Genomic DNA, 14,408 nt, shown 5'->3' on the forward strand with positions numbered 1-14,408 from the left:
CGCGGCGGCTGGCCGACGCGCACGGCGCCGCGGTCGTCAAGGAGATCAACGAGTCGAACCAGGGCGCGATCCGGCAGCAGATGGACGACATCGACGCCTGCGCGCCGCGCGCCGCCTGCTCGCCGGGGGCGACGCGATCGGGGACGTGGCGGCCCGCACCGGTTTCGCCGACCAGAGCCATCTGACGCGCTGGTTCGTCCGCTGCTACGGCATGACCCCCGGCGGCTACCGCGATGCTTGTACGGGTTAGGGGAGAATGCCGCCCATGAGAAGGGCGAGCGGGGCGATGTTCGGGCTGGCGTACGGGGACGCGCTGGGCGCGCCGACCGAGTTCCTCACGATGAAGCAGATCCACCGGCGGTTCGGCGAGCACGGCCCCGCGCGGCTCGACGGCGACCCGGCGCTCGTCACCGACGACACCCAGATGGCGATCGCGGTCGGGCTCGGGCTGCTGGACGCCCTGGCGAACCCTCCGTTCACCCCCGATCTGATCACGCCGATGTGGCGGCGGCGCTTCGTCGACTGGCTGAACAGCCCGGACAACAACCGCGCGCCCGGGAACACCTGTCTGCGCGCGTGCGAGAGCCTGGCCGCCGGGAAGCCCTGGGCGGAGGCCACCGTGGCGGGTTCCAAGGGGTGCGGCGCCAACATGCGCGTCGCGCCGGTCGGCCTCGCCCCGGGGCTGTCGGACGAGACGCGGGCCGGGGCGTCGCAGCTCCAGGCGGCCCTCACCCACGGGCATCCGACCGGGCTCGCGGCGAGCGAGCTGACGGCGTTCGCCGTCCGGTGGCTGGCCGACGGCATGGCCCCGTCCGACCTGCCCGCCGCACTGCGGGCCCGCTGCCGCGACCAGCGCGGCGTCTACCACGAGCGCTGGCTCGGCACCCTGTGGCAGCAGCCCGGCGTCGACACCCCGGAGGCGTTCATCGCCCGGGGCTGGGACGAGTGCCTGGACGTCCTCGACCGCCTGGACGAGGCCGTCGCGCGCGGGGACCGGACGTCCGACCCGTGCGGGGCCACGGGCGCGGGCTGGGTCGCCGAGGAGGCGCTCGCCACCGGTCTGCTGTGCTTCCTGCTCTTCCCGGACGAGCCGGTCAGGGCGATCTGGCGCGGCGCGGCCAGCTCGGGCGACTCGGACTCGATCGCGTGCCTGGCCGGGGCGTTCGCGGGCGCGCACCTCGGCATGGACGCCTGGCCGGGCGAGTGGTCCGCCCGCATCGAGTACGCCGCCGACCTCGCGAGGCTCGGCGAGGCCTGGGACTGATCCCGCGAGAGCACCGCTCTTGACTCTCGGTCGCCCTATAGCTAATATCCTTAGCCATAGAGCTACAGCGATTCAAGGAGTGCGCGATGAGCGAGACCCGGTTCCTCGACCTTCCCGGCGGCCGGCTGGCCTACGACGACAGCGGCGACGGCCCGCTCATCGTGTGCCTCCCCTCGATGCTCGACCTGCGGTCGCAGTACCGGTTCCTCCGGCCGCTGCTCCTGGACGCCGGGTACCGCGTCGTGACCGTCGACCAGCGCGGGATGGGCGAGACCAGCGCGCGCTGGCCCGAGTACGGGAGCACGCCGCTGGCCCACGACCTGCTGGCCCTGCTCAAGCACCTGGACGCGGGTCCGGCGCTGGTCTACGGCTGCTCCAACGGCGCGGCCGCCGCCGTGTGGGTCGCGGCCGAGGCGCCCGAGCTGGTGAAGGGGCTCGTCCTGGCGGCGCCGTTCGTCCGGGACGGCAAGGGCGGCTTCGCGCAGAAGCTGACCACCGCCCTCATGAGGGTCCCCGGCCTGGCCCTGCCGCTCTACATGTCGTACTACCCCAAGTGGGAGCCGAAGCCCCCGGCCGACTTCGCCGAGCACAAGGCCAAGCTGAAGGCCAACCTCCAGGAGCCGGGCCGCGGCAAGGTCATCGCCGACTACCTGAGCATGTCCCACGCCGAGTCCGAGGCGCGGCTCGACCGGGTGCAGGCGCCCGCGCTCGTCATCATGGGCACGGGCGACATCGACTGGCCCGACCCGGCCGCCGAGGCCGAGTGGGTCGGCCGGCGGCTGAACGGCGAGGTCGTCCTGCTGGACGGCGCCGGCCACCACCCGCACGTGGAGTTCCCCGAGAAGGTCGCCGAGGCCGTCACGGCCTTCCAGCGCTCCCTCTAGGACGCCGACCAGCCCGTCCAGGCCTCGATGGTGACGGCGATGACCGGACCCTCCGGCGGACGCTCGCGGTACTGGGGGTAGCGGTCCGCCAGGAGCCGCACGGGTTCGGCCATGCGGGCGGGGTCGTCGACGACGGCCGCGTGACCGTCCACGCGGACCCACCAGAGGCGGTCCCAGTCGTCCTCGTAGTGGTCGGCCAGGAGCGCGACGCGGGGATTGGCCCGGATGTCGGCGAGACGCCGCAGCTCCCGGGTGCTCTTGGGCTTGTGGTCGACGGCCGTGTAGACGGCGCCCCGGTGGACGGCGAACGTCACGGGGACGAGGTGCGGCCGGGCGTCCTCCCCCACGGTCGCGAGGCGCGCGACCGGCACGGTGGTCAGCAGGCGGCGCGCCTCGTCCGGCGCAAGCTTCGGCACCCCCTCAGACTGCCATGCCGCTCCCATGCCGCTCCCCCGCGCGGGGTAGGGCGTTCGGCCCCCGGTGGGAGGCGCGAGGACGGGGGCGCGGAGAGGCTCGTCCCATGGAATCGGTCGGGAGGCTGTGGCCGCGCTGGGCGGGGTACGCGGCCGGGGCATGGTCGGTGGGCGCGGTGGGGCTGGCCCTGTACTGGGCGAGCGGCGGGGAGACCGGATCTCCGCTGGCGGACGCCGATGCGGCGGCCTGGATGATCGCCGCTCTGCTGGGCGTCGGCGGGATCATGGCGGTGTCGAGCGTCCGCGACGTCGGGCGGCAGATGCCGCGGTGGTGGCCGCTCACCGGACTCTGGACGGCGTGCGTGCTGGCGGGGGCCGGAACGTTCGGCTTCGTGATGAACGCGCTGCAACTCGTCTTCGAGGGGACGGTCGACGACTGGCCGAGGTTCGCCGTCGAGTCCCTGTGCGCGGTGGGCGCGGCCCTTCTCGCGGGGACAGCCCTGGCCTACCAGCGCGGCACGGCGGGAAGGTGCGCGCGGTGCGGCCGGGAGCACACCGGGACGGGGACCGCGAAGGCTCCGCCGCCCGTGTCGCCCGCGCCGCGCGCGGTGCGGTGGGCCGCGTACGGCGGGGCTCTCGGCTTCGCGCCTTACGTCGTCATGAAGACGACGTGGGCGTTCGGGGGTTCCTTCGCGGGGATCGAGGGCGAGCAGGTCGTGGCCGAGTTCGAGCGCAACGGCGCGTCCGGGCTGGTCCTCACGCTGGAAAGGTACGGGCTGGACTTCACCACCCTGTCGGCGCTCGCCGGAGTCTTCCTGCTCATGGGGCTCACGCACGCATGGGGGCAGGTCTTCCCGCGCTGGGTTCCGCCGCTTGCCGGGCGAAGGGTGCCACGCTGGCTGCCGCTCGCCCCGGCCTGGCTCGGCGCTCTGACGCTCGGGCCCTACGGGGTCGCCGGGACCGTCGCGTACCTGCTGCCGCCCGTCCTCGGGCTGCGCGACCTCCCGCACGACGGGCTCATCAGCGGCTGGTCCGGCTGGACGGTCGCGGCGTGCGGGATCGGGGCGTTCGCCGCCTACGGCGTGGCGCTGGGCGCGGCCGCGTGGTCGTACCAGCGGCGGACCCGGCCGCTGTGCGTCAGTCCTGGAAGTCCGGGGGCCGGTGCTCCCTCCGCGCCTTGATCGCCTCTTCGAAGTTGTGGGTGGTGAGGCGGACGTACAACTGGGCGAGCCCCTCCTGGCCCATGTGGGCGTCCAGGCTGGCGGCGTCCAGGCTCGACCACAGCATCCGCTTCGTCAGCTCGGTGCCGGGGCGGCTGAACCCGGCGATCCGCTCGGCCAGCTCGTAGCAGGCGTCGAGGAGCTTGTCGCCGGGGACGACGCGGGACAGCAGGCCGATCCGCTCGGCCTCGGCGGCCTCCACGTCGCGACCGGACAGCATCAGCTCGAACGCCCGGGACGCACCGATCGCGCGCGGCAGCAGGTAGCTGAGGCCGAGCTCGCTCGCGGTCAGCCCGTTGTTGATCCCGGCCGCGCGGAACAGGGCCGTCTCCGCGCCCAGCCTGATGTCGGCGGCGAGCGACAGGCACAGGCCGCCGCCGATCGCCGGGCCGTTGACCGCCGCGATGACCGGCTGGTGGACGCGCCGCATCGCCCGCACCACGTCGTCCAGCAGTTCCATCGAGCGCAGCGCGATGGTCGGGAGCGTCAGCCCGTCGATGCCCGGGATGTTCCCCGGGTTCTCCAGGTCGGCCCCCGAGCAGAATCCCCGGCCGGCGCCGGTGATGACGACGACGCGGGTCCCGTTGTCGCGGCTGACCTCCTCCAGGGCCTCCCGGAAGGGCACCATCACGTCGAACGCCATCGCGTTCATCCGCTCGGGCCGGTTGAGGGTGATGAGGGTGACGTTCGGGCGCGGCTTGTCGACCAGGACGAAGGGCAAGGCGGGCCTCCCAGAGTGACCTAACAAGCGTTAGGTTACACGCGGGGGAAGTCGGGCGGCGCGAGGCCCCGCTCGACCACCTTCGCCAGCTCCTCCTCCGTCAGGACGCGCGGCTCCCCGATCGTCTTCGCGCGGACGTACACCCCGCACAGCCACTCCAGGAGGCGCGCGTTCTCGTACGCCTCCTCCAGGTCGCGGCCGATCGTGACACCCCCGTGGTTGGCCATCAGCGCGGCGCGCTTGCCGCCCGCCATGGCCGTCCGGACGTTCTCGGCGAGTTCGGGCGTCCCGTAGGTGGCGTACTCGGCGACCTTCACCACGCCGCCGAGCAGGAGCGTGTTGTAGTGGATCGGCGGCAGCTCGCTCATGGTCGTCGCCACGACGGCGCCATAGGTGGAGTGCGTGTGCACGATGGCGGAGGCCGGGGTCGCCTCGTAGAGGGCGAGGTGCATCGGGGTCTCGGACGACGGCGCCTTGTCCCCCTCGACCCACCGGCCGGCGATGTCCACGACCGGGCAGTCGGCCGGCTCCATCCGGTCGAGCATCATCCCGCCCGGCGTGACCGCGACCAGGTCGCCGGACCGGACGCTGACGTTGCCGGACGCGCCCGTCACCAGCCCGGTCGCGGCCAGCCGCCGGCCGACCCCGCACAACGCGTCCCGCTCGTCCCTCAGCAACATGCGAATACCTCTCACATTCCGTGGCCTGCACCGCGTACGCTACGGCCCAGACGATCACTAAGGGGCCGGACATGACCGTCGTCACTCTCGGCGCGCACATCCTGGACGTGCTCGCCCGCCCGGTGGAGGGCATCCCGGACGGCCAGGGCACCGTCGTCGTCGAGCGGATCCGGGTGACCGCGGCGGGCGCCGCCGCCGGGACCGCCGTCGCCCTGGCCCGCCTCGGCAACGAGGTCGTCTCGGTCGGCGCGATCGGCGCCGACGACCTCGGCGACCTGCTGGTCACGATCATGGCGCGCGAGGGCGTGGACGTGCGCGGGCTCGTCCGGCGGACGGCCGAGCAGACCAGCGCGTCGATCCTGCCGATCCGGCCGGACGGCGGGCGCCCGAGCTTCCACGTCCCCGGCGCGAACCTGACCCTCGCCCCGGACGCGGTCGGGCAGGGCCTGCTGGAGGCGGCGAGCGCGGTGCACCTCGGCGGCCCCGACGTCACGTTCGGCCTCAACGACCCGGCCTTCCTCGCCGTGCTCGACGCCGCACGCGAGGCCGGCGCCGTCGTGACGATGGACCTGCTGTCCACCATGCCCGACCTGCTGGACGGCGCCGCCGCCTTCCTGCCCCACGTCGACCACTTCCTGCCGAACGAGGAGCAGGCCGCCCTCATGACCGGCGAGGACGACCCGGAGAAGGCCGCCGCCGCGCTGCTCGCGCGGGGGCCCCGCACGGTCGTCGTCACGCTCGGCGGGGAGGGCAGCCTCGTCGCCACCGCCGAGGGCGCGCACCGGCTGCCGGCGCTGCCCGTCGAGGTCGTCGACACGACCGGCTGCGGCGACGCCTACTGCGCGGGGTTCATCACCGGCCTGACGCACGGGAAGGACGTGCTGGAGGCCGCGCGCTGGGGCACCGCCGCGGCGGCCACCGTCGCCCAGGGGCTCGGCTCCGACGCCGGCCTCACCGACCTGGGCGCGGTCCTCGCCCTGCTGGACTGACCTCGCCCCGCCGGACCGGCACGGGCCGGAACGACGCGGCGCTCAGAGCGGGGACGCGCCGCGGACCCGGTGCAGGACGGCGTTGGCGGCCCCGGCGAGCTGCTCCAGCCGGAACACCTCCGTCCGGTGGAACGGCGGCGCGCCCGTCCGGGCGACCACCAGCGCGACCCCGCCCGCCGCGAGCGGGCAGACCGCGAAACGCGTGCCGTCCGGCGCCGTGAACGCCCGCGGCCTCAGCGGCCGCAGGTCCGGCAGGACCGTCCCCGGCTCGCCGCCCGCGCTGGCGTGCACGAGGACCGCCTCGTCCTCCCCCTTCAGCTCGGCGAGGCCCGCCCAGTCGGCGCTCAGGACGGCCGGGACGGCGTCGGCGAGGATCTCCAGGCCGCGCTCCGGGACGGCCGCGACCTGGCCGATCACGGCCGCGTCGGGATGGGCGCCCTGCGGCTCGGCCGTCGGCCAGATCCCGACGACCTCCACGCCCGGCACCGAGCCGAGGCCCCCGGTCAGCCGCTCGGAGTCGGCCCCCGCGGGCCACGCGACGGTGAAGTCGTCCATCGCCCGCCCGTTGTCGCGTTCCAGCACCGTCATCTGCACCACGTCCGCGCCCGCCGCGCCGAGGGTCCGCGCGACCTGCCCCAGCGAACCGGGGCGGTCCGGCAGGCGCACCCTTATTCGCAGCAACATCGCCACCTCCAGTCTCCGTGCGAGGTCCCCAGCTTCGGCGACACCCGTTTCCCCTGTGTTACCCAGACGTGTCATCCCAAGAAAACGGCACGGAAAGTCGGTGCTGGAACGGCGGGCACGGGTCAAACTAGAGTCCGGTGGAGGTCATCGGTTGGCCTGACGTCTCCTGCCGTCCAGCATTAAGGTGACTCTACGTGTCGAGGGACGGGGAACCCCCAGTCAGCGAAGCCTCCGGTGCCGGGCCCGAGCCGGCGCGCGCCGGGGACGCCGGGGACGCCGGCGGGGACGACGTGGGCGCGGTGCTGCACGCCGAGGTGAGGGACGCCCTCGCCGGGCTCACCGCCCGCCTCGACCGCGAGCGCGAGCGCGCGGAGCACCGCGAGGCCGTCATCGACCGGCTCCACGAGGAGAACCAGCGGCTGCGGCGCGGGGAGCTGCAGTCGATGCTGGAGCCCGTCCGCGCGGCGCTGTACCGGCTGCACGACCAGGCGCGCCGCGAGGCCGAACGGCTCAGCGCGCCCGATCTCGCCGAGGCGCCCGACCCGCGGCGGACGGCGGTGCTGCTGGCGGCGCTGGCCGACGACGTCGCCGACGCGCTCGCGCGGCTCGGCGTCGAGCGGTTCACCGTCGAGCCGGGCGCCCCCTACGACGCGTCCCGGCACCGCCCGGTCGCGGTCACGCCCGTCGAGGACCCCGTGGCGGACGGCACCGTCACGGCCGTGCAGTCCGACGGGTTCGAGCAGAGCGGAAAGGTGCTGCGCAAGGCGGCGGTCAGCGTCGGCAGGCTCGCCGAGCCGGCGCCCGCCGGCGAGGCGTCGCACAACGGACAGACGACGAACAGCGGGTGAGGGACATGGCCGTCTACGGGATCGACCTGGGAACGACGTACTCCTGCATTGCCTCCATCGACGACGTGGGCCGGCCCGCGGTCCAGCGGAACCTGGAGGGCACCGACACCACGCCGTCCGTCGTGTTCTTCGAGAGCGGCGAGAACGTCGTCGTCGGCCAGACCGCGAAGGACACCGCGGTCCTGGAGCCCGACAACGTCGTCAGCCTCATCAAGCGGGACATGGGCCGCGACGTCACCCGCCCCATCCACGGGATCGACTTCACGCCCGAGGAGGTGTCGGCGTTCATCCTGCTGAAGCTGGCGACGGACGCGCGCACCACCACCGGCGAGGAGACCCGCGACGTGGTCATCACCGTCCCGGCCTACTTCGGCGTGGCCGAGCGCGACGCGACCCGCAAGGCGGGGCGCATCGCGGGGCTGAACGTCATCGACATCGTGTCCGAGCCGATCGCCGCCGCGATCACCTACGGCGTCCTCAACCCCGAGACCGACCGCACGATCCTGGTGTACGACCTCGGCGGCGGGACGTTCGACACCACGGTCATCGCGCTGCGCGGGGGCCACATCGAGGTGGTGTGCACCGACGGCGACCACGAGCTCGGCGGCGCCGACTGGGACGCCCGGCTCGTGGAGCACCTGGCCGAGCGGTTCCGCGCCGAGCACCCCGACGCCGGCGACCCGCTGGACGACCGGCAGACCGAGCAGCAGCTGCGCCGCGACGCCGAGGACGCCAAGAAGGCCCTCACCACGCGCACGTCCCACACCGTCCGGGTGATGCACGCCGGGCGGGTCGCCTCGGTCGAGGTGACGCGGGAGAAGCTGGAGGAGCTGACCCAGGACCTCCTCGACCGCACCGTGGAGATCACCGGCCGGACGCTGGCCACCGCCGCCGAGAAGGGCGTCGAGGACTACGACGACCTCGTCCTCGTCGGCGGCTCCACGAAGATGCCGGTCGTCGCGGCGCGGCTGCAGACCGAGCTCGGCCTCGCCCCCCGCCTCCAGGACCCCGACCTCGCGGTCGCCAAGGGGGCCGCCCTGTACGCGTTCGAGGAGACCTACCGGCGGCTCGTCCGGGAGGGCGCCGCCGAGCGCGCCGAGGAGATGGCGAACCGGGCGGGCCTGTCGGCCGAGCAGCAGAAGCAGATCGCCGGGCGGCGGATCAGGACGGTCGCCTCGCACGCGTTCGGGATCGTGGTCGTCGACCGGGAGACCGGCGCCGAGAGCGTCGCGCACCTCGTGCACGCCAACGACGAGCTGCCCGCCGCCAGGACCGAGGACTTCTTCACCGTCTACGACGACCAGACCTCGGCCGACGTCCGGGTCATGGAGCAGGCCGGCGTGGTGGAGTCCGCCGACCTGATCGACAACACCGAGATCGCGACCGGGGAGATCCGCGTCCCGCCGGGCAAGAAGTCGGGCTGGCCGATCGGGGTGACGTTCGAGCTCGACTCCTCCGGCCTGCTGAACGTCACGGCCGTGGAGAAGGAGACCGGGGAGCGGCTGGAGCTGAAGGTGGACGTCGGCGGCATGTCGGAGGAGGAGGTCGAGCGCTCCCGCAAGGCCCTCTCCCGGGTCCAGGTCAGCTGAGCGGGCCGCGGATCCCCTGGAGGCGCCCGTGGCGTTCGACGAGGACTACCGGCGGGAGGTGCTGGAACCCGCGCGGGCCGCGGGCGACCGGCCCCCCGAGGACCTGCGCGTCCGCTACGCGCTGGACGGGGCGCTGGACGCGGCGGCCGTCGCGGCGCGGGTCAGGCAGGTCCGGCAGTGCTGGCGGCGGGCCCGCGGGCAGCTGAAGTACCGCAAGCTCATCGACCGGCTGGAGGCCGAGCACCGCGAGCTGGCGCCGCTGTTCTCCGCCGCCGAGCGCGGCGACGCGCGCCCGCTGGAGGCGCGGCTGCGCGGCGGCCGCGAGCTCGCCGAGCGCCGCCTCGGCGAGGCCCGCGCCCGCCTCGCCGACGCGGCCGGGGCGCTGCGGATGGCCACGCCCGCCGAGGTCGAGGCCATCGCCCGCACCTCCGGGGTGCGGGGCGAGGAGCTGGCGGGGCCGGCCGCCGCCGACGGCGTCGAGATCCGCGAACCCGACGCGCTGCCGTCCGCCGCGCCCTACCCCGCGTACCGGAAGGTGCGCGAGTCGCTGGACGTCCTCGGCAGGCGCCACCTCGCCGACTTCCTCTTCGGCGCCCGCCTCACCGGCCCGATGCGGGTCCTGGACGGCTTCGCCGTGCCGGGCGGCGCCCTGCGCCCGGACGGGGACGCGGTCGCGGCGGCCGGAGCCGAGTGGGCGCGCCGCAGCCGCGACACCACCACCACGCACGCCGACACCGTGCTGGCCGCGCTCCGCTCGGGCGCCGACCTGCCCGCACTGCTGCTGTTCGACATCGCCGACCGGCTCCGCGAGCGCCTGCGGCAGCGGGCGTCCGAGCGCGCCCTGCTCCGGTACGCCGCCGAGGAGCTGGGCGTCGAGCAGGGCGACGCCCGCCGCCTGGTGTTCGCCGTCGTGCGCGAGACCGACCGGGGCGGCGGCCTCGCGGGGCGGCTCCGCGCGCTGCTGGACTCCGGCGACGTGCACGCCGCGGCCGGGCTGGCCGACGCCGCGCGGGTCCCGCACCCCTCCCCCGGCGCCGAGCCGCCCGAGGAGGAGGTGCTCGCCGCCGAGGCCCGGCACCGCCTCGGCACCGCGCTGCGCCTGCGCGAGGCCGCGTCCGCCGAGCCCGACCCGGACCGCGCCCACCGCCTGCTCGCCGACGCGCTGCGGCTCGTCCGGGACCTGCCGGGCGCCGCCGCCCACCAGCGGCGCCTGCCGCCGCGCCCGGTCCCGGCGGTCCACGCCGACGTGGACGGCGCGGCGGTGCGGCTGTCCTGGGAGGATTCGCCGTCCACCGGCGGCGAGGTGGTCCACCACGTCGTGCGGCGGACGGGCAGGGCTCCCCGCGACGTCCGCGACGGCACGGCCGTCGGCGGGGCGCTGGACGCGCGCCCCCCGGTCAACGTGCCGCTGTACTACGGGGTGGTCGCGGTGCGGGGCGAGGCCGCCGCGGCGCCGGCGGTGGCCGGGCCGGTGGTCGTGCGGCCCGAGCCGGGCGAGGTCGAGCTGACCGCCGGGGACGGGCAGGTCACGGGTCGCTGGCGGTGCCCCGCGGAGGCGGTGCGGGTCGTCGTGGCGCGGGACGGCCAGGACGTCGCGGCGGGCCGGGACGGGTTCCGGGAGCGCGTCCCGAACGGGCGGACGCACCACTACCGGATCGCCGCCGTCTACCTCGACGCGTCCGGGCGCGAGGTCGTCACCGACGGGGTGCGGGCGTCGGCCACGCCGAGCGCGCCGCCCGAGCCGGTGTACGAGCTGGCCGCCGGGACAGACGCGGCCGACCCCGGGCTGGTGCGGGCCCGGTTCGCGCCGCCCGCGCACGGGACGGTGGAGCTGGTGCTCTGCCCGGGTCCTCCGCCGTGGCCGCGCAGCGCGCTCGTCCCTCTGGAGGAGGTGCGGCGGGAGACGCGGCGGCTCGCGTGCGCGCAGACGGAGGGCGGGCTCGCGGTGCGGCCGGGCGCCGGGGGGTGGCTGCTCGCGGTGACGGTCGCGGAGGGCACGGCCGCGATCGGCGCCTACCACCGGCATGTGAACCTGCCGCCGCCGCGCCGGCTGGTCGCCGAGCGGCGCGGCGCCTACGTGCACGTCGGGTTCGACTGGCCGCCCGACGTCGCGGAGGTCGAGGTCGCCTACCGGATCGGGCGGGCCGCCGGGGCGGAGGCCGCGCGGTCCGGCGACTCCGCGCACGACCCCGTCCAGGCCGCGCAGAGCGTCACCCGGGCCGCCTACGACACCCAGGGCGGGATCCGGCTGCCCGTCCCCGAGGACGCGCCCGTCGAGCTGTTCGTCGCGGCGGCCGGGACGGTGGGCGGCGCGCGGATGACCGGGCCGCCGGCGACCGCGGAGGTCGCGGCGCGCACGATCGTCCACTACGACGTGCTGCGGTCGGGTCCGCCGTGGCGGCGGACGCTGACGCTCCGGCTCCACTCGTCCCGCCCGCTGCGGGTGGCGCGGCTGTCGCTGGTGCTGCGCGCCGGGCGGGTGATGCCGCAGCGCGCCGCCGACGGCGAGACCCTCGGCGCGTGGGACGGGGTGCCCGTGCCGGGCGAGCTGTCGCTCGGCGCCCCGTCCGCGTCAGGCCCGTACTGGCTGCGCTGCTTCGCCGACGACGACGCCGTCGAGCTGAGCGATCCCCCCGTCCGCCGACTCCAGGTTTCCTGATGACGAGACCCCTGGCCCGGGTGGGAATCCCCGGCGTGCCGTCCCGGCAGGGCATCACCTGCCCCTACTGCTTCGCGTCCGTCGCTCCGCAGCGGATCCTGTTCCGGTGCCGGGGGCAGTCCGGGCGCCGGCAGGGCTGCGTCCCCGTCCTGGACGAGCGGCTGGCCGAGTACACCGGCTCGACGGCGGGGGCGTCGCTGCCGCCGGTGTTCGCCGCGCCCGGGCGCAAGGGCCGGGCCGACTGCCCCGGGTGCGGGGTGCCGACCGGGAACCGCGCCTGCCCCGAGTGCCACAACCCGCTGCCGTCGGCGTACTGCGACTCCCCCGGCCGGATCGTCGCGCTCGTCGGGGCGAAGAACGCCGGGAAGAGCACCTACATCGCCGTCCTGCTGCACGAGCTGATGAACCGGGTGGGGACGGAGCTGGACGCGTCGCTGGTCGCGTGCGACGACCGGACGATCGAGCGGTACAAGCGCGACTTCGCCCGGCCGCTGCTGGAGGAGCGGCGGCTGCTGCCGACGACGCCGAGCGCCGCGACCGGCCCGCGCGAGCCGCTGGTCTACCTGCTCACCCGGACCCGGACCCGGAAGGGGCGATTCGCCCGGCCCCGCAACGACTCGCTGGCGCTGGTGCTGTTCGACACCGCGGGAGAGGACCTGCGCAGCCGCGAGGCCACCGACCTGCACCTGCGGTACCTGGAGGCCGCCGACGCGATCATCTTCCTGGTCGACCCGCTGGAGCTGCCGGGCGCGCGGCCGGGCGTGCTCGACGCGGTGCCGGGCCCGCGCGCGGCCGGGGACGATCCCGGCGGAGACGGTCCGGACGGCGACCCGCTGGACGTCATCGCCCGCGTCACCGAGGCGCTGCGGCTGCGGCACGGCACCCGTCCGGGCGAGCCGCTGCCCGTTCCCGTCGCGGTCGCGCTCACCAAGATCGACGTGCTGCGGCCGGGGCTGCTGCGCCAGTCGGCGCTGCACCGGTCGCGGTCCGGGCAGGGCGTCCTCGACCTCGACGACCGGGACGCGGTGAACGAGCAGGTCCGCGCGCTCCTGCACGACTGGCAGGCGGGGCGGCTCGACACCTACCTCGGGCAGCAGTACGCCGACCACGCGCTGTTCGGCCTGTCGGCGCTCGGCGGCGTCCCGGAGGAGGGGCGCGTCGGCGCGGGCGGCGTCCGGCCGTACCGGGCGGAGGATCCGCTGCTGTGGCTGCTGTACCGGTTCGGGATGCTCGACGGCGTCCGGCCGGGAGGGGCGTAGCGGTGGCCTGGCAGCTGCACTACACCTCCGCCCGGAGCGGGCCCACCGGCCGGGCCGGGTTCCAGTTCGTCGCCGAGACGCCGGGCCTGCCGGACGGGACGCGGGCCGCGGTCACGCCGTACCTGTCGTACCGCCCGCCGCCGGACGCGCCGCTGTCGCCGGGCGACGCCGAGCTCGACCTGTTCCCCGTCTCGCTGCTGTACGACGAGGTGGACGGCCGCCCCCTGCTGCTGCGGTGCCGCTACCTCGGCCGCGACTACTCGGGCCGCTACGGCAACTTCTTCGCGCACGCGGTGGTGGCCGAGCCCGAGGAGCTGGAGGGGCTGCGGCCCGCCGAGCTGTGGCAGGCCGCGCACTGGACGCCGCTGCCCGCGCCCGGGCCCGACCTCGACCCGCTGGAGGAGCTGACGCCGGGATCCGCGCTCGACCCGGAGGCGCTCGCCGGGTGGCTCGCCTCCGCCGGTCCGGGCGACCCGTACGCCCGGCTCGCCCTCCTGGTGGACGCCGTCGCGGGCGTGCTCCTGCGGGGCCACGGGCGGGTGGTCCTCGTCGCCGACGACGTGGAGGCGATCGCCCGCTGGATCGCGGTCGTGTCGTACTCGCTGCCGGTCGCGGCGGCGGCGCGGCTGACGTTCGTCACCTACACCGCCGACCCGGACGGCGCCGCGCAGCGCCTGGTCGGCACGACGCCCGCCGTCTGGGCCGGCGCCCAGAACCACGCCTCGCACGCGTCCGCGTTCGACCTCCGCGACGGCGTCCCGGACGGCGGGGCGAGCCGCTTCGCCAGGACCGTCGCCCGCTGCTGGCGCGCCCGCGACTTCGGCGGCCTGGACGCCCTCGCCGAGCTGGCGCCGCCGGACGACCCCGCGCGGGAGGGCGCCGCCGCGCTGCTGGCGCTGTGCCGGGGCGACGCGAGCGTGACGCCGGAGGAGCAGGGCGCGGCGGCGGAGCTGCTGGCGCGGCGCGGAACCGCCGTCCCCGCCTGGGTGTGGCGCGACCTCGCGCCGGGCGTCCCGGCGATGGGCCTCGATCTCGCCCTCGCCGTGCACGGGCGGGCGCGGGCGGCCGGGGCGGCGGACCTCGCCGGCCGGTGCGCGCGGCGCGTCGGCGCGCTGGTGTCCGAGAGGCTCACGGCGGCGTCCCGCCTGACGGAGGTCGCGGAGGCCGCCGAGGTGGCGGAGCGGGCCGGGGTCCCGGC

Annotated in this window: 14 protein-coding genes; 10 read left to right on the forward strand and 4 right to left on the reverse strand. The window is 75.8% G+C overall.

Annotation, left to right across the window (positions count from 1 at the left end):
- Positions 1–115 precede the first annotated feature (115 nt).
- The 3 genes from ABWI04_RS37655 (at position 116) to ABWI04_RS37665 (ending at position 2,148) form a co-directional block, all read left to right on the forward strand.
- Positions 116–250, forward strand: a complete 135-nt coding sequence (locus tag ABWI04_RS37655) for a helix-turn-helix domain-containing protein (protein WP_502913213.1) — start codon at positions 116–118, stop codon at positions 248–250.
- Positions 251–265: 15 nt separating this feature from the next.
- A complete protein-coding gene (locus ABWI04_RS37660; RefSeq protein ID WP_353835359.1) occupies positions 266–1,264 on the forward strand; it encodes an ADP-ribosylglycohydrolase family protein in 999 nt (332 codons plus the stop codon).
- Positions 1,265–1,350: 86 nt separating this feature from the next.
- Complete coding sequence (locus ABWI04_RS37665; protein ID WP_353835360.1) at positions 1,351–2,148, forward strand: alpha/beta fold hydrolase; 798 nt, start codon at positions 1,351–1,353, stop codon at positions 2,146–2,148.
- Here the strand turns inward: ABWI04_RS37665 and ABWI04_RS37670 are convergent.
- On the reverse strand, positions 2,145–2,564 hold the full coding sequence (locus ABWI04_RS37670; protein ID WP_353835361.1) for a TIGR03668 family PPOX class F420-dependent oxidoreductase: 420 nt from the start codon (positions 2,562–2,564) through the stop codon (positions 2,145–2,147). The genes ABWI04_RS37665 and ABWI04_RS37670 overlap by 4 nt on opposite strands.
- A 104-nt stretch (positions 2,565–2,668) precedes the next feature.
- Between ABWI04_RS37670 and ABWI04_RS37675 the strand changes: the two genes are divergently transcribed.
- A complete protein-coding gene (locus ABWI04_RS37675) occupies positions 2,669–3,742 on the forward strand; it encodes a hypothetical protein (protein ID WP_353835362.1) in 1,074 nt (357 codons plus the stop codon).
- Here the strand turns inward: ABWI04_RS37675 and ABWI04_RS37680 are convergent.
- A complete protein-coding gene (locus ABWI04_RS37680) occupies positions 3,699–4,502 on the reverse strand; it encodes an enoyl-CoA hydratase (RefSeq protein WP_345182388.1) in 804 nt (267 codons plus the stop codon). The genes ABWI04_RS37675 and ABWI04_RS37680 overlap by 44 nt on opposite strands.
- Positions 4,503–4,537: 35 nt before the next feature.
- Positions 4,538–5,182 carry a class II aldolase/adducin family protein gene (locus ABWI04_RS37685; protein WP_345182386.1) on the reverse strand — a complete coding sequence of 215 codons (645 nt, stop codon included), beginning with the start codon at positions 5,180–5,182 and terminating at the stop codon, positions 4,538–4,540.
- Positions 5,183–5,253: 71 nt separating this feature from the next.
- Between ABWI04_RS37685 and ABWI04_RS37690 the strand changes: the two genes are divergently transcribed.
- Positions 5,254–6,171, forward strand: a complete 918-nt coding sequence (locus ABWI04_RS37690; RefSeq protein ID WP_353835363.1) for a carbohydrate kinase family protein — start codon at positions 5,254–5,256, stop codon at positions 6,169–6,171.
- Between the two features lie 42 nt (positions 6,172–6,213).
- On the opposite strand, the gene ABWI04_RS37695 is transcribed toward ABWI04_RS37690, so the two are convergent.
- Positions 6,214–6,855, reverse strand: coding sequence for an ACT domain-containing protein (locus ABWI04_RS37695; protein ID WP_345182382.1), 642 nt, complete (start codon positions 6,853–6,855; stop codon positions 6,214–6,216).
- A 194-nt stretch (positions 6,856–7,049) separates the two neighbouring features.
- On the opposite strand from ABWI04_RS37695, the gene grpE reads away from it, so the two are divergent.
- From grpE to ABWI04_RS37720, 5 genes are all read left to right on the forward strand, one after another.
- Positions 7,050–7,703: a nucleotide exchange factor GrpE gene (gene grpE / locus ABWI04_RS37700; RefSeq protein ID WP_345182380.1), complete on the forward strand. Its 654-nt coding sequence runs from the start codon at positions 7,050–7,052 to the stop codon at positions 7,701–7,703.
- 5 nt (positions 7,704–7,708) lie between these two features.
- The gene (locus ABWI04_RS37705) at positions 7,709–9,292 is read left to right on the forward strand and encodes an Hsp70 family protein (protein WP_345182378.1); all 1,584 of its coding nucleotides are present in this window, start codon (positions 7,709–7,711) and stop codon (positions 9,290–9,292) included.
- Between the two features lie 28 nt (positions 9,293–9,320).
- Positions 9,321–11,951 carry a SaeA-related protein gene (locus ABWI04_RS37710; protein WP_353835364.1) on the forward strand — a complete coding sequence of 877 codons (2,631 nt, stop codon included), beginning with the start codon at positions 9,321–9,323 and terminating at the stop codon, positions 11,949–11,951.
- Positions 11,951–13,210 (forward strand): TRAFAC clade GTPase domain-containing protein, encoded by a 1,260-nt coding sequence (locus tag ABWI04_RS37715; RefSeq protein WP_353835365.1) that lies wholly within the window; start codon positions 11,951–11,953, stop codon positions 13,208–13,210. The genes ABWI04_RS37710 and ABWI04_RS37715 overlap by 1 nt, the downstream gene beginning before the upstream one ends.
- 2 nt (positions 13,211–13,212) lie before the next feature.
- Positions 13,213–14,408 (forward strand): GAP1-N2 domain-containing protein (locus tag ABWI04_RS37720; RefSeq protein WP_502913212.1); only part of this gene is annotated, 1,196 nt, incomplete at its 3' end.

The organism is Actinomadura sp. NPDC000929 (assembly GCF_040492065.1).
GTDB classification, from domain to species: Bacteria; Actinomycetota; Actinomycetes; order Streptosporangiales; family Streptosporangiaceae; genus Spirillospora; species Spirillospora verrucosospora.